Below are 17,500 nucleotides of genomic sequence, written 5' to 3' on the forward strand. Positions count from 1 at the left end.
CTCTACCGCGAACGCCCCGAAAGCGCCCCCGCGCTACCCAACAACCCGAACACGCCTACCGATTGATCGCCAACACCACGAAAGGGGACACCATCGCCTCGAGGACGCTCGACCGCGGCTGCTGGTAGGTGCGCGCTCAGCCCGTCGGCCATGCCGATCGCGTGGCTGGCCCGGTGTGGGGGTTGCTCGGCCCGGTCACCCGGGCTTGCCCACCTGGCGGGGCGGCTTGCCCAGCGGGGCGTGCCCCGCCCGATCGGAAATGGGCAAGCCTCTCACCTGCTCTTTTTTTTGGGGGTTGGGCAAGCCTTCGGGCACGCCTCGGTGAGGAGAGTTCACGGCACGAGATCCGAAAGGAGCCAGTGCCGTGCTCGATCTGCCCAATACCACCCCGACCGCCCGCGAGATCTTCGCCTGCCTGGATGCGGAGTGGGCGGAGCTGTGCGAGGACGCGTCCGTACGGGCCGCGGTGGCCGACTGGCTGATGACCGATCACCTGCCGACGACGTCGCGGCCGTGACCGATTCCTGGGTGCGCGCCCTCGGCCCCGACCAACTGCTGGCCGCGCTGCGCCCGGGCCGCGGTGTCCCGTCCGACGCTTTGACCGATGCGGTGCTGCGCAATCTTCTGGCCCGTGCAACCGGTCATGACCGATCGGCCACGCTCGCCGCGCGGATCATCGTGCAGGCCATGCTTCCGGCCGCCGTGCGCATGACGCGCGGACAGGTGCGGGGGACCGGCGGACGCACGTGGGACGACGTCGGGCACATGGTGATCGCCGCCCTGTTCGAGGTCGCCCGCTCCGGCCGCATCCGCACCCGGCCCGGCCCGCCCGCCGCGAACCTCGCCCTGGACACGCTCAGCCGGGTCTGCCGCGAACTCGCCGCCGACCGTGAGGAGGCCAGCGAGGACCTGACCGCCGCCGAGCACCTCACCGACCCGGCACCCGGTCCGGCCGCGCAGGCCCACGCCGCCGCGATCCGCGCTGCCGCATACGCCGCCGGCCTCACCACCGAGCCAGCCGCCTGCGAGGCAGAGGCCAGCAACGCGCGCCTGGAACTCCTCGAACTCGTGCTGGAGGCGATGGAACACGGCTCGATCAGCCGGGCCGACGGCCAGGCCATCGCCTGGCACTACACCACCAGCCCCGTCCCCGACGCGCAGGCCGCGCACCGCGCCGGCACCACCGCTGCCGCCTGGAGGCGCCGCCGCAGCCGCGCCGTCGACCGGCTCAAGTCCCATCTGCGCCCCGCCGCATGACCACCAGCCCGCGCCCGATTTTCGACAGAGACGGAGACCTGCATGACCGCCCGTACGAGGACCCGGCTGGACGAGGACGAAGAGCGCGTCACCCGCGCCCAGCGGCTGCTGATCGGCCTGGGCGCCGCCCTCGTCGCCACGCCCTTCGACACCACCACCCACGACCGGCTGCGTGACTTCCTCGCCGACGACGCCCCCCAGGTCCTTGCCTCGCTGGAGGTGCTGCGCCGGCGCCCAGAGGCCGAACTGCGCACCCGGATCGCCGAGCTGGCCGGCCACAACCTGCTGCCGACCGGAGGCGCGGCATGAAGCACTTCACCCGCCGCCCGGCCAACCAAGCCCCCGTCGAGTCTGCGGCCGCAAGGGAGGAGTGGGACATCGACGAGCGGTCCGACAACTACATCGGCGGCTGGTCGACCGGCGCGCGCCAACACCACCGCCGTGCTGCGCTGGGCGGCCTGGGGCCTCCTCGTCCTCGGCCCAGTCCTCGGCGCCACTGCCTTCGCCCGCACCTCCGCTGCCAGCCCGGCCCAGCCGTCGGTGACGGCGAGCGCACCGACCGCCACCGGCTCCCAGGGCGCGGCCGGCTTCGCGACCCTATTCGTCGCGCAGCACCTGCGGGCGGGGGAGGGCGACCAGGACAAGCTCGCCGCCTACTACCCGGCTGCCGCCGACATGCAGCTCGAGGTGAGCCGAACCAGCGCCACGGCGAGCAGCTCACCCTCGTGTGGCTGCGGCAGACCGATCCCGACGTGCGGTCGGTGACCGTCGCGACCCGCATCGTCTCCGATACCGCTCCGGCCGCGAAGAAGACCACGGCCGATGCAGCCGGTGACTCACAACCGACCGCCGCCGCGGCGGCCGACAGCGTCCACTACTTCCAGGTGCCCGTCGCCTTCGGGCCAGCCGGTCAAGGGGCGACCGGCTACGTGGCGCTGTCGATGCCGGCCGAGGTCACCGCGCCCCGTGGATCAAGACGCCGCAGCTGATCTACGGGCCGGTGCAGCCGGCCGTGCCGTCGGACCCGCGTATCCAGACCGTGGTCGCGTTCCTCAGCGCCTACCTGACCAACTCCGGGGAGGGGCTGGACCGCTACCTCGCTCCCGGCACGCGCCTCACCGCGATCAGGCCTGCGTCGTACACGAGCGTCTCGGCCGACCAGATGCAGATCGAGCAGGACCAGTCGTCGGAGCGGGCCACGGCAGTGCCCAAGGACGACACCCGCACCCGACTGGTCGTCACCGTCCGTGCCACCGGCCACGACACGGTCCGCGTCCCGCTCACCTACGCGCTCACCCTCAAAGCCCGCGCCGGCCGCTGGGAGATCGCCGCCCTCGACGGCGTCCCGTCCCCAGCCCTGCCCGCGCAGCCGGCCGTCTCCAGCCCAGCCCCCACTCCCTGACCGAAGGAGCACAGCATGCAGTCCGTGATCCTCACCGACGACTGGATCACCATCGACACCGGCCTCGGCGCCGACATCAAGACCTTGATCTTCAAGGTGGCCATTCCAGTGCTGGCCAAGGTGTTCATCTTCGTCGTCGGCTTCAAGACCCGGGCACCCGGCCCGACCATCATGGCGGCGATCTTCGCCGGGATCATGGTCGGCCTGTCCCCGAGCATCAGCACGACGGCCCAGGTCACCAGCGACACCATCAACCAGTACAACAACGGCGGTAGCAACAGCACGGTCCTGCAGGGTGACCGGTGAACACGGCCGAGAGCATCGACGAAGAGCTGGTCGGCCGCTGCTACACCAAAGCCTGCCGCGCGCCGCTGGTCCACGGTGTCATCCGCAGCGTCAACTGCGGGCCCAACCTCCGCCTCCCGGGCGGCCCGTACACCCTCACCCAGCTCGCCGCGATCGTCATCTCGGTGAGGCTGCTGATCCTGACCCGGCCCCTCTGGGGCGGGCACGGGCCGGCGTACGTCGTCGTGCTGTCCGCGGTGCCGATCGGGGCGGCGTTCGGCATGCGGCACCTGCACATCGACGGCCGTAATCCGGCCGCGGCCGCCGCCAGCGTCGTGATGATGCTCGCCCCACACACACATCCACGGCCGGCCCTTCCGACCCGCCCGGCCCGCACACGACGCGCCCCGAGCGACCCTGCCCATCCCGAACTCGCCAACCACCCCGCGCCGGTGGCCCGCGACCAGGTGCCGAACCGCACCCCTCGCACAGCCCAGCCGAACCCAGAACCGGCGCCGAGGCGCCCGGCACCCAAGCCCGTTCCGGCACCGATGGCGTCGGGAGTGCAGGCCCTGCTCGCCCGCCGCACGGCACGAGATTGATGACGGAGAACTGATACGTCTACCGATCCGGCACCTCGCCATAAACTTGATCTTCACCACGTCCGGCACCCGTCTGGGCGGTGTGGCGGGTGGCGGCCGCCAACTACTCCCACCCAGGCCGCCAAGAAGCGCCGGCTGAAGGCACTGGAGTCGTTGTTCAAGTCATTGAGCGGTGAGCCGATGCTGCTGAGCCTGTGCCCGCAGGTCGACCCGATCGCCCTCGTCCACGCGATGGTCGCCGACGTCGACCTCGCGTGCAGCCCCCGCTACGAGCAGCTCGGCCACCTGTGCTGGACCACTGGCTGGCCGTGCCACTGCCGGCCACCTCCCAGAGGGACATGCTCGCCGCCGCGTTCCGCGCCGCGCGGGCGGAGGTGTCCACGGCGCTGGGCCTGATGCCCGCCCCCATCAGCATCATGGAGTTCAACGAGCGGACAGCGCAGGCCGAGCGGATGCAGGCCCGCTGGCCCACCGGGGTCACGATGCGGCCCGCGACGGAGGCCGAGATCCTGTGGATCTACGGGCACAGTGCGCGCCGGGGCTGGCCGAGCCGTTCTTGCCGGACGGCACGGAGCCGGCCGTGCGCGGCCGCGGCCGCACCGTCGCCGCGCTGGGGGAGGTCCTGCTCGCCGAGGGCGGCACCGACTTCCACACCCGCCGTATCGCGCCGGGCAACCCGTTCCAGCGCCGGTACCTGTAGGTCTCCAGCGAGTGGGGCGACTCCTAGCAGGGGCTGCTGGCCCTGTCGGAGATGCCGGAGGCGTTCGCGCTGCCCGGCGCCGCCTCCCTGCAGCAACTGGACGACCTGGCGTATCCGGTGGACTGGGCGGCCCGCCTGGTCATCGCCCCGGGCCGCAAGGCGGAAGCCAAGAGCCGCCGGCGCGCACGGCATCTGCGGGCCCAAGCCGCCGAGTACGAGGGCGACCCGGCCGGGCCGCCCGCCTCGATCGCCAAGAACCAGGCCGACAACGACGAATTTCGCGAACGGATCTCCTCCTCGGAACGGGAAGTGGAGATCCAGGCGATGGTCACGCTCGCCGTGTGGGGAGCCAGCCTCGACGACGTACAAAACCGGGCGGCCTCTCTCGCCCACGACTTCGGCGCCACCGACTACACCTTCGCCCGGCCGGTGGGGGAGCAGGCCAACTTGTGGCGGGCCATGCTGCCCGGCTGCCGCACGCCGAGGGTGATGACCGGCTACGCCCAGACCCTCCGCGCGCACGACGTCGCCCTGGCGATGCCATGGTGCGGCAGCGCGCTCGGGGATGACCGCGGAGGGCTGTTCGGGCTGTAGCTCGCCTCCGGCGGCGCCCGCCCCGTGCTCGTCGACCCCGCCCGTGGTCCCCGGGAGAACGCGAGTGCGTCTAAGTCCGTGGGGCTGAAGACGGCCGTCTACAACGTCCTCGCCCGCGGCCACCAGATCGGCAAGCCAGGCTCGCGCGGCCGTGCGGTCATCGTGGACCGCACCAAGGAGGAAGAGTGGGTGCGCTTCGCGAAGGCCTGCCCGGGCACCACCCAGGTCATCCGCATCGACCAGCAGGCCGAGGTCTCCCTGGACCCGCTGCGGCTGTTCAACGCCAACAGCCCGAAGATCGCCGCCCGATTCTGCGAGTCCTTCCTGACCCTGCTGCTCGGCGTCAAGCCGATGGATCTCGAGGGCGTGGCCCTGTCGGAAGCGGTCGAGGCCGTCCTGCCGCCGCGTACGTCGGATGCCACGACCCGGACGAAATCGGCCCCGCCGGCTCCGAGAAGGGCCAGATCATCCGCGGGCTGATCCCGCACCGGCTGATGTTCCGGCAGACCACCCGCGCCCTGGCGCCCGCACCATCCACACCACACCCAGCGACTACCGGAGCGCCGCATGAACGCGCTCAGGCTCTGGCGGATCCGGCTGCACACCCTGGGCAGCGCCCGGCTGCGCATGGCAATGCTGTTCGCCGGCCGCGCCGCCACCACCCTGACCCTGCTCACCTCGCTGCCCGCCCAGGCCGCCCCCTCCCCGTCGCCGAGCTCCACCTCCAGCGCCCCGAACACTGGCGGGCTGAGCACGCCGACACCGGCGGAGGTCGAGCAGGCCCAGAAGTTCATGGAGGAGGCGCAGGAGACGCTGTCGAAGCCGACGCAACAAGCGCTGCTGGAAGCCCAGGCCGACGATCTGCGCAAGCAGCTGCCCAACGAGGGCGGCGTGCTGGGTGTCTTCAATGTCACCGACTCCCACACCCTGCCCATCAGCGCCTACTCGGTGAAGTAGAACACCGGCTCCCGAACGCGCTGGCGCTCCCAGCCTCGGCCGGAACTCTGCTTCTCCTCGCTGTCGGCGAACTGGCCGGACCAACACGGCAGCTTCTGGCGCGCCGCAGTTTCCGCCGTCTACCTGGCCCTCGCCTTGGCTGGCATGGGATGGGATGGGATGGGATGGGATGGGATGGGATGGGATGGGATGGGGCGACGTGAAACTCACCCTCGCCGTCGGGGCCCTCCTCGGCTGGTTCAGCTGGGCCGCCGTCCTCGGAGGAGTCTTCGCCGGCTTCGCACTCGCCGCTACACAGCAACGGCCCTGCTCCTGAACCGGGGAGGCCACTGGTAAATCCCGCATTGTCTTCGGGCCCTGATTCTCTCCGCCCTCACCGCACCCTGAGACTGTAGGCGGCGCCAGGTTGAAGGAGGGCGACGTCGCTTACGAGCGCGCAGTCGGGAGCCAATGGAACCGATCAAAAGGCCCCTGACCTGGCATTATACCGATAGCTATCACCATAGACAGCCATATTGAAAGACCGATATCTAGCTAGTTGATGATCCTTATGGCAAGCCCGATGAGTATTGACCTAACTATCCTCTTGTCAATAGCTGTGACAATGACTACCCATCCTCCTATAGATATCTTCACTCACCGGTCTACCGATCCTGCTAGTTAGTATTCTTCCTTGCGTCAGACTCTCCAAAAGTAGATAACTCCTTCCAGCCGATCTTTCAATGTTGCTTCTTACTTAGTCTTCTCACTTACCTATTTACTCCCTTGCCTGCTTTAGAGCGGACCTACTTGGGTGCATACGTTTGGTAGGTTTAACCACCTAGCTTGGCAGCCACTTAGCGCTCTAGACAACTTACGGGTCAACTTGCCTTGCAGCGGCTGAAAGCATCTTTAGCCAGTACTAACACCCTGCCTGCTACCGCACTTGAGAAACTCCGATAGGAATTGCTTAAGGGGGAAGTAGCTTGCTTACCTGCGGGTTAGTTGCCAACTCTGCGTACGTCGCTACCTGCACGCTTCCTTAGATAATTCCGTGCTTTCATGCCAGCTAATGTGCTACCTAGCCTGACATCGCTCAGCGCGCGCTTAGGTAGTCAAACCTGGTCTACTACCAACCCAAGGACGAGCCGTCCGCTCCGCGCAACGACCCCACTCCGCCATCAGAGGTGCTGCTTGATCGCCAATCACGGACTCGTCCAGCAACGACGCGCCGGTCCGACACACCGGAAGCCACACCTGTTATCGTCTCTCTCGTTGAATGACTTCCCTGACAGGAACCTCGTTCGCGCGACACAAGCCGGATGAGCGCTCGAAACCGGACAACCTATCTCCTTCAAGGGTGTTCGACTCAAAATGTCAGGCCGAGGAGAGTTGGTCCTGTGGAGAAGATCGCCGTCGCGAGCCAAAAGGGCGGACCTGGGAAGACCACGACGACCGTGAACCTGGCGGCCGGTCTGGCTCTCACTGGTGCCCGAGTCCTAGTAGCAGACATCGAGCCCCAGGCCCAGGCCGGCCAGGCCCTCGGTGTTCGCCTGGGGAAGACGGATTTGGAGAAGTCCCTCGGCCTGAAGCTCCAGATGGCTGGCCAGGGCGTGCCCACGTCTGTGCGCGACGTCCTCATCGATCGCACTGAGTTGCTCGCCAAGTGGAAGGGGGCGGGGCAGCTGTTCCTGCTCGCCTCAGAGCAGCACACGATGGCGAACGCCCAACACATCCTTCATGCGGCTGGCAAGGAGCGCGTTCACGCGCTCCGCGAGCTGCTCGAAGAGATCGATGATCTTTTCGACTACGCCGTCTTCGACACGCCACCAGCTGTTGAGGCTCTCAACGGCGTAGCTCTCGCAGCAAGCGACTACGCTCTTACCCTCTGCCTGCCCAAGCACGCCACCGTCGAAGGCGCAGTGGCCATGCGCTCGACGATCCGGCACGTCAAGGACCGGACGGGTGGAAAGGCAGACCCCAAGTACCTTGGCGCGGTTCTCAACATGTCCAAGCCGCCAACTGAGTGGTCTCAGGAAGAGATGGAGGTCCGCGACCTCATGCTCGACACTGGGCTGCTTCCCTTCGCCACCGACATCCGCGAGGACACCCGAATCTCTCGGAGCTACGCCAGCGGCGTGCCTGCTGTCCTCGGCTTCGCACGCCATGCTCCCGGCAAGCGCTACGCCAAGTTCCTCCAGGAGTTCCTCGACCGCCTGGACACGCCCGAGAGCGAGTGGACCCTCGCTCCAAGCGTTGAAGAGGTGCTGAACGGCCAGGTTAAGGAGAACGCCCGTGTCTAGCGACGACGCACCCGCAAAGCGGAGCGACGCCGACGGTAAGGAGGCCGGGGCCTTCGTTGGAGTACGCCGACGTAGGCCGCCTGCTCGCAACACTGCGATGGCAGCAACCTTGGTCGCGCAGGCCGAGGAGGTGGCGGATGCAGGATTTCTCGGCACCGTCTCGGACCGCAACGCTGCTTCCCCGTCAACTCCCCGGTCCGCCATGGCCGATCGCGCCTCCGGCCAGACGGCAGAGCCTTCGGCAGCTAGCCGAGGAGTTGCCTCTGAGACCGGGCAGAGCTCCACACGTGTCAAGCCTGCGGTGCCCGACGACCTGCGTGAGATTCCGCCAGCACGCGGGGAGCAGCCCGACGCCGTGCTTCCCGCCTCACCGAACAGCCTGCCTCCCGCCCCGGTAGATAAGGCGACCGGACCTGAAGAGACCCAGGCAGATCCCGGGACAGAAGCAAAAGGCACCGGGCACGCGGCGCCTGCCCCGGTCGGCACCGGTGCCACCCCGGCCGAGAAGACCGACGCTGAAGTGCCAATCGATGAGTCGGGGGGACGGGACACCGCCCGCCGCGTCGACCATGCGACAGACAGCGAGGTCCAGGGAACCGAGAAGAGCCCCAGGCCTGCCGCTAAGCAGCGCGGGACTCCTAAGCCCTCCACGAAGCAAAGCCCTACCCTTCTCGAGTTGCACGCATCCTTCGCCGACTCCCGGACCAACTCGAAGAAGTGGGCCACCCACGGAGCGAACATGGTCCCAGAGGTCTGGGATGCTCTTCGCGCCCGGATCGCCCAAGATCGCCGGTCTGCCGGCAACCCGGAACTCGCTGCTGGTCACTACATGGACGTGGTGTTCCGCAACGCTCCGATGGACGCCGACGCACTCATCGATCTCTACCAAAAGCTCTCAGACCAACGCATGGGATACCTCGGAAGCGGCAAGAAGTCGACCTTCCGCTTGGGACCAGTCGCCCGTGCCAACGCCTCCGAAATGAAGGCTTTGCTCGATGAGGCTGACTACGCACGCAAGGGCCTCTATGTGGTCTCCGCTCTGGTCGTCCAGCTCCTACGGAAGCTGGACGAGGAGGGCCCTCTGCTCCGCCCAGAGCTTCCTCCGCTGCTGTAGTCACCCCGCCTAGTGGTCGGGTGGGCGAGGCTCCACCCGACCACGGCGACCTACAACTCGATCCAACGGCACCTACCGACACGCCGTAGGTGTGAGGTCGCAGCAACATTTCTTCTTTCGAGCCCCGCTGAATAGTGGGGCCATTTATTTTCCACTTTCCGGACGCCTTGGCCCCAGTCGCTCGGACGATGGCATTTACTCGTTCATCTCGGCACCCCGGGCGGCCAGTGCTGCAGCGCACAAGACTCGTGAATCGACGATCATTCCAGGCTTGCGACCTGGGGTTATGCCGATAGAAATACTTATATCCGCACCGATAGTGCTACCGATTCGGGTGATCTTCAGGATTCCGATGTGACTTCACGGATGCCGGTTCAGGCTACTACGGATATACGGGCAGTTGGCCTCACCAAGACAAGCAATGATGTCCCTGACAGGGCAATCGTGAGGTTCATTCCTGTAGGCTTCCGGCCAAGAACTCGCAATTGGAATACGGGAGCCTGTCGATGCCGCCGAGGGTGGTTCTCAGCGCCAACGCTGTCGCGGTCGCTGCTGGAGTCAGCAAGAACTGGGTCTACCGCGCCATCGACATAGGCGTACTTAGCGAACCGTGCTTCGCCGCCGACGTCATCGTGGTCAAGGTCTACCGAGTACTGTCCCAGTTCGTCTGGCCGGATAAGCCCCGGCAGCGGTCAGTCAAACATGATCTCGATACGTGGCAGATCGCCGCTCTCAACGCCGCACGAGACGCGGTTACTGATCAGCGCACGACCGCAGAGACAACGCTGTACGTGCTGCCGAATGCTGTCCACGTCGTCAACAGCCGCCTTGAGCGTGCCCAGTTGGAGGCCTCGGACCCGGCTGGAGAAGAACCCGCTCCCCTTGATGCGCAGATGGCGTTGCGCATGCCGATCGGACGCTGGATCGACGAGCTCCCCTCGGTGCTCGCCAAGACCCCGAAGAGTGCCCCTCGACGTGGAGCCGCGGCACGACGGGGAGCGTCCCGCTAGAAGCTCGCTGGTCAGGCGGTGCGGTCAGGAGGTAGGAGGCCGAACCGCACCAGCCCGCCGGCGCTCGGCGAACGCCCACTCAGGAAGGAGACCGATCACGACCAGCCTCAACTGAACTGCGGAAACCGCTCTGCCACCTCTCACCGTGTCGAGCGGCTAGTTCCGTTTTGTCTCTTTCCGGTCTCTAGCTCCTGGAGCAGATCATAGCTGCCACTCCTGGGGCTGGTCTCGTGCTGCCTGATATCGAGACGCAGCCCACATCTCAGCAGAATCAGCAAAGTTCGTCCTGTTCGCAAGGTTTGTCCTCTCCTCGGGGTCGGGTGTCTCGGCGGTCGTCCTTCGAGCCCAGCGGCTCGGGATTCCGCGAGCTGCTGGAGCGTCGAGGGTGGGTGAAGGTTCCTTGGCACCCGGGCAGCTCTCGTGCGGTGCCGGATGTGTCGGTTTCGGTGTACGTGAAGGTCGCGGCGTTGGCGCTACGGGCCGAGGGCTGCACGGCTGGCGTCGCGCGGCTCGCTGCGTACTTGAGGTTGAGTACGTCCTCGGTTGAGCGGGGGCTTCGTGTCCAGTCGGTGCCGGATCCGGTCGACGGCGTTGTGGAGTTGTCAAGGCGGCGGCGCACGAAGCCGGGCGGCATGGGGACGACGGCGCTTCGGCGTCCTCGCCCGGTGAGCCGTGGGGAGCGGTTCGTTTGGGTGCCGGTCGCCTTGGTGGAGGTGCTGGTGGAGCCGCGCCAGATTCGGGCATGGGCTGCCTTGGTATACGCGGAGGCGACGGGCTGGCCGGTGACCGAGGCTGAGCTGGAGAAGATCCTGGTCCACCACAGCGGTAGGCGGGCGGGGAAGCCGGTCGGCCCGGAGGCGGCGGGAGCGGTCGTCGAATCGCTCGAATCCCTTGGTTTCCTGCTGGTCCGGCGCCAGGCGGGGTATCAGGGGCGCCACGAGTATGTGGTGCTGGACCGGCCGCTGAGGCACGAAAAGGAGACTCGCAAGGCTGCCGATCCCACCAGCGGGGCGCCGACAGGAGGGGACGATGCGGAGGCCTGTTCCCGGGTCGGTGAGGGATCGGGCTCGCTGTTTGGTGAGGGATCCCTCGCGAATGCGGAAGACAGCAAGATTGACCGACATGATGAGGACGCAGAAAGGGTTGTTCAACCCGCCGTAGGCGAGGCTGGCGTCAAGTCGCGCGAGGCGCCTGTCGATAACCCTGGTTGCCTGACCGGCGACGTTGGGTCGGGTTCGGGTGGTCTCGCGCTTTGCGCGGATGGGCATACTCCTCCTCGGCCCCGATCGCAGGCTGAAGCGGCTGGTGCTTCCCGCGGTTACGACGGGCCGGAGCTGACGTTCAGCGCGCGGATGGCGTGGATCACTGAGCCGGTGCGCTGGCTGCTGGAGCGCAGCCGGACCTACGCGCAGCGGAGGTTCGCGCGGGAGCTGAGCTCGCAGTTGGCGCTGGGGATCGAGACGGAGCGGCTGCGGGAGCGGCTGCAGCGCCGGTTCGTGGCGGCCAGCCCTTCGGAGATCCGCAGCCCGGAGGGCTGGTTGCTGAAGGTGGCCGCGCCGCGGTGGGGATGCCACGACCCCGGGAGCGAGGAGGGCGTGCTGTGGGCGAGCGGCAAGCCGTGTCTGGAGTACCGGGCCGTTCGTGAGGAGCGCCGCCGCGCCCGGGAGAGGGAGGCAGCGGTTGCCACCGGGGCGTGTGCGGGGTGCCTGGAGGGCGGGTGGCCATGCGCGATGTGTCAGCTGGAGGCCGCCGCGTCGGCGCCGGCTGAACGACCGCGGTCGGCCGACCGGCATCCGCCAGAGCCAAGGATGTCTCGCGAGGCGGCGGGCGTGGTCGAGGGCGGGTGGCGGTCGGATCGGTGTCCGAACTGCCGGTCGTGGGCACCGGGCCGGGGACTGGATGGCCGGTGTCGGCCGTGCGGGCTGAAGCACGCCGTCGACCAGGCGGTGACCTTGGCCATGGACGCGGCGGGAGCCGGCCTGCAGGGGCGGCCGAAAATCGCCGCAGCCGGTGAGGCGGCCGCCGATGCGTGTGCCCAGGCCAAGCGGGCGCGTGCCGATGCCGTCCGGGAGGGCCTGTCGGAAGACAGGGTGTGCTGGGTGGTGCTGCTCGCGGCGCAGGCCCGGGCCGAGATCTGGGTGCGGGCGTCGGGAGAGGACCGGTGAGGCGGGGGCAGACGGCCTCGGCTGCCGACCGGCGGAGGTCTGCTCCGGTGGTGAGCCCGCGGCTGCGCCAGTGGGTGGAGGTGCTGCCCGGGTTGTCGGTGCGAGCTCGTCGGCTGTTGCTGGAGGGCGATGCAGAGGGCCGGTATGCCGGGCGGAGTGCAGGAGAGGCGGGGTACCGGCTGACGATGGCGTTGGCGGTGGCGTGCTCGCAGCCGGGCCGGGAGTGGACCTTCGGCCAGTTCTGGGAGGCCCTGGTGCTGCGGCCGACGGCCGGCGGGGCGTGGGCGCGATCGCTGCGCACCCGCAAGGGGGACCGGTACGCCGAGGGCAAGCTGAGCGAGATGCTGGCCAAGGCGCGGCGGTTCGTGGGCTCCTCCGAGCCGATCACCTGCCGCACCGATGCGGTGGTGGAGGTGCAGCGGGTCCGTCAGGCTGTCGAGGCGGCGTCCTGGTGGGGCAGCAAGGGCGGGGTGGATGAGAAGAACCTGACGGCCCGGCTGCGGCTGGCGGAGCGCTCCGGTGGGCTCGATCACCAGGTTTCCGTCCGGCAGCTGGCCGAGTTGATGGGGTGTGCCCGCTCCACCGTGGAGTCGAGCAACGCGCGGCTGCGGGAAGCCGGGTGGCTGAGGCTGCTGGGTGTGGGCTCGGGGAAGAACGCCGGTTCCCGGTGGCTGCTGCGGATCCCCGATGGTCCTGCTAACGGTGATGGTGCAGCGCCGGGACAGTTGCCAGCTGCACGGGAGCGGGGGGCAGGGAGTGTCCCGGGAATGCACGACTGCTGGCGCAGTACGCGGTCGCTGGATGCGGTGATGGCCGAGGATGCGTTCCACCACTACGCGCACGGCTCCTCGGGGGCGAGGCTGCTGGCCTGCTTGGATCCGGTTGATGGCGCGGAGGTGGCGGTGCTGGCCGCGGCGACGGGGCTCCACCGCACCACGGTGCGGCGGCGGTTGGTCAAGCTGGCGGAGGACGGTTTTGTGGAGGAGGCGGACGGGCGGTACTACCTGGCACGTCGGTTGGCTGGTTCGGAGGGGGCCGGGGTGCAGGTGGAGCAGGAGCAGTTGCAGCAGGCCGCTGTCCGGCGCGGGACCCAGGGCCTGGGGGAGCGGCGGCGGCAGCGCCATCGCCGGGAGCGGGAGAACTACCGGCTGTGGCAGGTGTTCCTTCAGCGGCGGCAGGCAGAGGACCGCCGCCGAGCGCGGCCGCCGCTGCGCCTGGTGCCCGAGGGAGTGGTCGACCAGGCCACTGGTGAGTTGCTGGATGAGGCCTGGCGGGGCTGGGACCTGTCGGATCCGGCGCGACCGGCATGGCTGGGGGAGGGAGCCGTGCCGGTGCGCACCGTCCCTGAGGCGGTGTGCGCGTGACCGGGATGGCCTTTGGCAGTACCGCATTCGTGATCGTGCGTGCCCGCTGGCGATCAGTGCAGGGGGGACACGGCGCCGGTTCGTGCGGCAAAGTCCTGCAGCCCGACCAGGTGGGGGCGGCGCACCAGGAGGTCGGCCGTCAGCGCCCGCAGCGAGGGGCGTGCGGCCTCTTGCGGGGCGGCGGCTTCGACGGCCAGCAGCTGCTCGAGGGCCTGGCCGTAGTCGGCTTGGGCCAGCAGCGCACGGGCGGTGTCCGTGCCCAGCCGGGCCCGGCGCTCGCTGTTCGGCAACGCCCGGGGATCGATTCGCCGGCCGATCCGCACGGCCAAGGCGTCCTGGCCGAGCAGGTGGTGTACCCCGACCCGGTAGAGCTGGACCTGGTGAGGACCGAGATCGCCGAGGTAGGGGCCCGGCGCCTGGGCGAGGCGTTCGGCCGCGGCGCCGGGCAACAGCACCGCTGCGCCGAACCCCCGCTCCCAGGGTTAGCACATGACGACGGTTGACCACGGCACGCTCCCAAGTCCCCGGCAGATGCTACAAGTGGCAGCTCGACCACTCACCGTAGCGAGGCGGGCGGCGTCGCGGAAGAACGGCGCCCGGATGGCGGCAGCTCACCCGCGCCGGAAGCGAGGCGGCGGGACAGCCGACAGCAACCGTGGCCTTTGCCACGCCAGCAGCCCGCAGGGGCACCGCCTGGTCCCCTCCCGTACCGGGGTTCCCTGATCCGCGGCCTCGCCCGGGCAGCTCAGGGCAGAATGACCGGCGCACCACCGCACCACGAAGGAGAAGGCCACGGATGGGTCACGAGCGGCAAACCGCACCGGATGGGCTGCGGCGCATCCTCCAAGAGGCGGTGTTCGCCCTCGAGGATGAGGCGCTCCCCACGCTCGCCTCCTGGCTCAACAAGCCTGAGCCCGCCGGTCTGGGGGGTGCCTCTATGCCATTCGTCAAGCCTGAGCGGCGCATGCGACGGCCGGTTCGGGGACTCGTGGTTCGTAGAAGGTGCCGTCGCGGAGCATGGCGAAGAGCACGCTGATGCGGTGGCGGGCGAGGCGGAGGAGGGCTTGGGTGTGGGTCTTTCCCCGGGCCCGGCATTTGTCGTAATAGGTGCGGGAGGCGGGGTCGTGCAGAGCGGCGAAGGTCGAGAGGAACATGGCCCGTTTGAGCTGCCGGTTTCCGCCTCGTGGTGCGTGTTCGCCGTGGATAGAGGTCCCCGAGGACTTCGTTGTCGAGGCGAGTCCGGCGTAGGAGGCGAGGTGGGCGGCGTTGGGGAAGCTGATGCCGTCGCCGACGGTGACCAGCGGACTGCGGCGGTCCTGATCGCGACCCCCGGCATCGAGGTCAGGACCTGGGAAAGAGGGTGCGATGGGCGAGGACGAGGTGTCCGTCGTCGACTCCTCGCTACGCGTCCGGGGACTCGACGCGCTGCGTGTGGCTGATGCCTCCGTCATCCCTTTCATTTCGTCCAGCAACATCAGTGCCACCATGTACGCGATCGCCGAAAGAGCCGTCGATGTCCTGCGCAGCAGCTGACTCGCCTCGGCTCGAGGCGGGGCGGAAGCCGCCGTGGACCGCGAGGTACGAATCCAGGGCGGCGGATTCCCTGCGCTCCATGAACCTCGCGACCCCCCGCACTCGTTGCCCTTAAAGAGACTCCCACCGCCGAGGGTTCATTGGCTGGCCTCGGCGGTGGGGACGGTGGTGGCCCTTACGCTTCCCCCGGTGTGAGGGCGACTGCTGGCTTCAGGCACTCGATTCGCTTCACCCGCCGCCGCGAACTGCTTGCCGTTTGTCGGCGATACGCACCGTCTCGGCGCCATGGGGGAGTGGCTCACGTGGCTGCTGCCGGGCCCGCATCCCCTCTCATCCGCGGTGGGAGGGAACGCAGGCCGGGCATCCAGAGGTCCGACGGTCGGCCGCGGCCGAGCAAGGTTCCCGCACTGCCAGTAATGGAACTATGGTCCGTTTGTAAAGCTAATGTGAACCATTGGTGGCGGTCCTCTCGTGTCTTTGATGGCGGGAGGCTGTAGGCGCTGCGGGGCCTTCCGCTCGTGTCGTCTCGTGCCGGCCCGACGGGCGTTTGGGAAGAAGGCTGGTGAGGGGGCGCAAGATCTTTCGACGCGCGGTTGTCACTGGCGATCGCGCGTACGGGCCGCCGCCGCGGCTGTTGTGATGCCACCCCAGGTGGTCATGCCGGTAGAGGGAGAACGATGGACGCATCACCCGTAGAACGTCTGGCGCAGCTTCTGGCTGATTTCGCCGACCAGTACGGGGCCCTTACCAGAGCGAGGGCGCAGATGGAGACGCTCGTGGTGACGGCGCAGTCCAGGGACGGCGCCGTGGAGGCCACCGTGAGCGTCGGCGGCGGAGTGCCCACGGTTCGATACATCAGCAAGAGGTGCAAGGAGATGTCGGACGCCGAGCTGTCCGCCAGTATCCTGGAAGCCCTGGCGACCGCTCGTGCCGAGGCCGCCATCCGTATCACCGCTCTGAAGAAGTCCACGGAGTCCCGGTTGCCGGTGTTCGAGGCACCTGTGATCCGAAACGGACCGCACAGAGGAGCCGCGGCCCGCCGGATGCCGGTCCAGGAGGGACCGGGCCGGCCGGACGTGCGCGACCACCTGACGCGTCGGCGATCGGAAACCTGCTGGAGCGACGTGGTGTGGAAGGCTCGCATGGTGACCGCCGGCGCCTCGAGCACCCAGGGCACCGTCATGTCCTCGCCACTACGGCGGCCGGTCGTGCCCGACAGGGCAACATTGCGTGAGACGACGGAGAGGCCGCACCCTCAGACGCCTCTGTGGGGCAGGAATCAGCCGGTTTCCCGCCCGGTCTCACAGAGTCCTGCCCTGCCCGCCGAACTCCGCAACGCCGTCATAGCGTTGGGCGGCGCGATATGCGGTTCCACGGTTCGTCACTGCATGGCTGCGGCGTACCTGCATCGGGACGCGCCAGCGGTACGGGGCCATTGTCCGGCAGCCGTGGACGCCACCTGACCGCACCGAACAGGCCGGGTAGGGGTGCCGAACGGCCCACGCACCGGGTGGACGGCATCGGTCGTGCCGACGGTCCCGTGGCCGCCGCCGGCGTTCGGTCAGACGCACTTCGTTACTGATGGAGTGTCAGATTCTGCGTCAGGAGCGATTCTCCGCTGAGCAGCTCCGAGCCGTTCCGGCCCCGACGGGGCACGACAGTAGTCGCGGGAAAACAGCGGGCGATATGTGGTGAAACATCGCAAGGCACCCCTCGGGGTTGCGTCCAGGGAAGTGAGCTCCGGCGTTGGGATGAGGCCCGCAATAGATGAACGGCCACCGGCTGATCTTCGAGGTGTCGAAGCTCGAAGGAGATCAGCACGATGACCGCACCCGACAGTCTGCCCCTGCACGCCCTCGCCGAAGACAGCCTCGCCTCGGCGAGGCCCGATCTGCTGCGCGCGATGGTCAAGACGTTCGCCGACGCGCTCATGTCCGCGGAGGCGGATGCCCTCTGTAATGCCGAATACGGCCAGGTCAGCGACGAGTGAGTCAACCACGGCAACGGATATCGACCGCCCGATTGGGGCATCCGGGCGGGCACCGTCGAACTGGCCATCCCCAAAGCTCAGGACCGGCAGTTACTTCCCGCACTGGCTGCTGGAGCGACGCCGTCGCGCCGAACAGGCCCTCACAGGACCCCGCGGACGACTCCGCGGACGACTCCGCGGACGACTCCGCGGACGACTCCGCGGACGACTCCGCGGACGAACCCTATCAGCGTGGTCGCCACTGC

General features: G+C 68.3%; 20 protein-coding genes and 2 pseudogenes. 20 read left to right on the forward strand and 2 right to left on the reverse strand.

Annotated features, from left to right (window positions below):
- Positions 1-364: 364 nt before the first annotated feature.
- From ACFYOH_RS42995 to ACFYOH_RS43075, 17 genes are all read left to right on the forward strand, one after another.
- Complete coding sequence (locus ACFYOH_RS42995) at positions 365-517, forward strand: hypothetical protein (RefSeq protein WP_388637335.1); 153 nt, start codon at positions 365-367, stop codon at positions 515-517.
- A complete protein-coding gene (locus tag ACFYOH_RS43000) occupies positions 514-1,257 on the forward strand; it encodes a hypothetical protein (RefSeq protein WP_388637338.1) in 744 nt (247 codons plus the stop codon). The genes ACFYOH_RS42995 and ACFYOH_RS43000 overlap by 4 nt, the downstream gene beginning before the upstream one ends.
- A 42-nt stretch (positions 1,258-1,299) precedes the next feature.
- The gene (locus ACFYOH_RS43005; RefSeq protein ID WP_388637341.1) at positions 1,300-1,566 is read left to right on the forward strand and encodes a hypothetical protein; all 267 of its coding nucleotides are present in this window, start codon (positions 1,300-1,302) and stop codon (positions 1,564-1,566) included.
- Between the two features lie 132 nt (positions 1,567-1,698).
- A complete protein-coding gene (locus ACFYOH_RS43010) occupies positions 1,699-2,022 on the forward strand; it encodes a hypothetical protein (protein ID WP_388637343.1) in 324 nt (107 codons plus the stop codon).
- Positions 2,019-2,246: a hypothetical protein gene (locus ACFYOH_RS43015; protein ID WP_388637346.1), complete on the forward strand. Its 228-nt coding sequence runs from the start codon at positions 2,019-2,021 to the stop codon at positions 2,244-2,246. The genes ACFYOH_RS43010 and ACFYOH_RS43015 overlap by 4 nt, the downstream gene beginning before the upstream one ends.
- A gap of 23 nt (positions 2,247-2,269) precedes the next feature.
- Positions 2,270-2,659, forward strand: coding sequence for a conjugal transfer protein (locus tag ACFYOH_RS43020; protein ID WP_388637349.1), 390 nt, complete (start codon positions 2,270-2,272; stop codon positions 2,657-2,659).
- A gap of 15 nt (positions 2,660-2,674) precedes the next feature.
- Entirely contained in the window at positions 2,675-2,965 is a 291-nt protein-coding gene (locus ACFYOH_RS43025; RefSeq protein WP_388637352.1) for a hypothetical protein, read from the forward strand.
- Positions 2,962-3,546: a hypothetical protein gene (locus ACFYOH_RS43030; RefSeq protein ID WP_388637354.1), complete on the forward strand. Its 585-nt coding sequence runs from the start codon at positions 2,962-2,964 to the stop codon at positions 3,544-3,546. The genes ACFYOH_RS43025 and ACFYOH_RS43030 overlap by 4 nt, the downstream gene beginning before the upstream one ends.
- 511 nt (positions 3,547-4,057) lie before the next feature.
- Complete coding sequence (locus ACFYOH_RS43035; protein ID WP_388637356.1) at positions 4,058-4,246, forward strand: hypothetical protein; 189 nt, start codon at positions 4,058-4,060, stop codon at positions 4,244-4,246.
- 51 nt (positions 4,247-4,297) lie between these two features.
- On the forward strand, positions 4,298-4,840 hold the full coding sequence (locus tag ACFYOH_RS43040) for a hypothetical protein (RefSeq protein ID WP_388637359.1): 543 nt from the start codon (positions 4,298-4,300) through the stop codon (positions 4,838-4,840).
- Positions 4,841-4,918: 78 nt separating this feature from the next.
- Positions 4,919-5,320: an ATP-binding protein gene (locus ACFYOH_RS43045; RefSeq protein ID WP_388637362.1), complete on the forward strand. Its 402-nt coding sequence runs from the start codon at positions 4,919-4,921 to the stop codon at positions 5,318-5,320.
- A gap of 87 nt (positions 5,321-5,407) precedes the next feature.
- The gene (locus tag ACFYOH_RS43050) at positions 5,408-5,797 is read left to right on the forward strand and encodes a hypothetical protein (protein WP_388637365.1); all 390 of its coding nucleotides are present in this window, start codon (positions 5,408-5,410) and stop codon (positions 5,795-5,797) included.
- 1,379 nt (positions 5,798-7,176) lie between these two features.
- A complete protein-coding gene (locus ACFYOH_RS43055) occupies positions 7,177-8,079 on the forward strand; it encodes a ParA family protein (protein ID WP_388637368.1) in 903 nt (300 codons plus the stop codon).
- The gene (locus tag ACFYOH_RS43060; RefSeq protein ID WP_388637370.1) at positions 8,072-9,193 is read left to right on the forward strand and encodes a hypothetical protein; all 1,122 of its coding nucleotides are present in this window, start codon (positions 8,072-8,074) and stop codon (positions 9,191-9,193) included. The genes ACFYOH_RS43055 and ACFYOH_RS43060 overlap by 8 nt, the downstream gene beginning before the upstream one ends.
- Before the next feature lie 485 nt (positions 9,194-9,678).
- On the forward strand, positions 9,679-10,203 hold the full coding sequence (locus ACFYOH_RS43065; RefSeq protein ID WP_388637373.1) for a hypothetical protein: 525 nt from the start codon (positions 9,679-9,681) through the stop codon (positions 10,201-10,203).
- Between the two features lie 692 nt (positions 10,204-10,895).
- On the forward strand, positions 10,896-12,368 hold the full coding sequence (locus ACFYOH_RS43070; protein WP_388637375.1) for a hypothetical protein: 1,473 nt from the start codon (positions 10,896-10,898) through the stop codon (positions 12,366-12,368).
- Positions 12,369-12,442: 74 nt separating this feature from the next.
- On the forward strand, positions 12,443-13,732 hold the full coding sequence (locus ACFYOH_RS43075; protein WP_388637378.1) for a helix-turn-helix domain-containing protein: 1,290 nt from the start codon (positions 12,443-12,445) through the stop codon (positions 13,730-13,732).
- A 53-nt stretch (positions 13,733-13,785) separates the two neighbouring features.
- On the opposite strand, the gene ACFYOH_RS43080 is transcribed toward ACFYOH_RS43075, so the two are convergent.
- Together ACFYOH_RS43080 and ACFYOH_RS43085 are read right to left on the reverse strand one after the other, a co-directional pair.
- Positions 13,786-14,187 carry a hypothetical protein gene (locus tag ACFYOH_RS43080; RefSeq protein WP_388637381.1) on the reverse strand — a complete coding sequence of 134 codons (402 nt, stop codon included), beginning with the start codon at positions 14,185-14,187 and terminating at the stop codon, positions 13,786-13,788.
- 492 nt (positions 14,188-14,679) lie between these two features.
- A pseudogene (locus ACFYOH_RS43085) lies at positions 14,680-15,098 on the reverse strand (transposase); the annotation flags it as partial.
- On the opposite strand from ACFYOH_RS43085, the gene ACFYOH_RS43090 reads away from it, so the two are divergent.
- The 3 genes and pseudogenes from ACFYOH_RS43090 to ACFYOH_RS43100 all read left to right on the forward strand — a co-directional run.
- Positions 15,098-15,265, forward strand: a complete 168-nt coding sequence (locus ACFYOH_RS43090) for a GMC oxidoreductase (protein ID WP_388637384.1) — start codon at positions 15,098-15,100, stop codon at positions 15,263-15,265. The pseudogene ACFYOH_RS43085 and the gene ACFYOH_RS43090 sit on opposite strands and share 1 nt — an antisense overlap.
- 677 nt (positions 15,266-15,942) lie before the next feature.
- Complete coding sequence (locus tag ACFYOH_RS43095) at positions 15,943-16,728, forward strand: YbaB/EbfC family nucleoid-associated protein (RefSeq protein WP_388637387.1); 786 nt, start codon at positions 15,943-15,945, stop codon at positions 16,726-16,728.
- 359 nt (positions 16,729-17,087) lie between these two features.
- Positions 17,088-17,400: pseudogene (locus ACFYOH_RS43100) on the forward strand (transposase); the annotation flags it as partial.
- Positions 17,401-17,500: the final 100 nt, after the last annotated feature.

It is taken from the genome of Streptomyces sp. NPDC007856, assembly GCF_042868225.1.
Lineage (GTDB): Bacteria > Actinomycetota > Actinomycetes > Streptomycetales > Streptomycetaceae > Streptomyces.

Excerpts from the sequence above, each read along its gene's own strand:
- ACFYOH_RS43005 (WP_388637341.1), top strand. The coding sequence starts at position 1,300 with ATGACCGCCCGTACGAGGACCCGGCTGGACGAGGACGAAGAGCGCGTC.
- ACFYOH_RS43025 (WP_388637352.1), top strand. The coding sequence starts at position 2,675 with ATGCAGTCCGTGATCCTCACCGACGACTGGATCACCATCGACACCGGC.
- ACFYOH_RS43040 (WP_388637359.1), top strand. The coding sequence starts at position 4,298 with ATGCCGGAGGCGTTCGCGCTGCCCGGCGCCGCCTCCCTGCAGCAACTG.
- ACFYOH_RS43050 (WP_388637365.1), top strand. The coding sequence starts at position 5,408 with ATGAACGCGCTCAGGCTCTGGCGGATCCGGCTGCACACCCTGGGCAGC.
- ACFYOH_RS43090 (WP_388637384.1), top strand. The coding sequence starts at position 15,098 with ATGGGCGAGGACGAGGTGTCCGTCGTCGACTCCTCGCTACGCGTCCGG.
- ACFYOH_RS43095 (WP_388637387.1), top strand. The coding sequence starts at position 15,943 with ATGGACGCATCACCCGTAGAACGTCTGGCGCAGCTTCTGGCTGATTTC.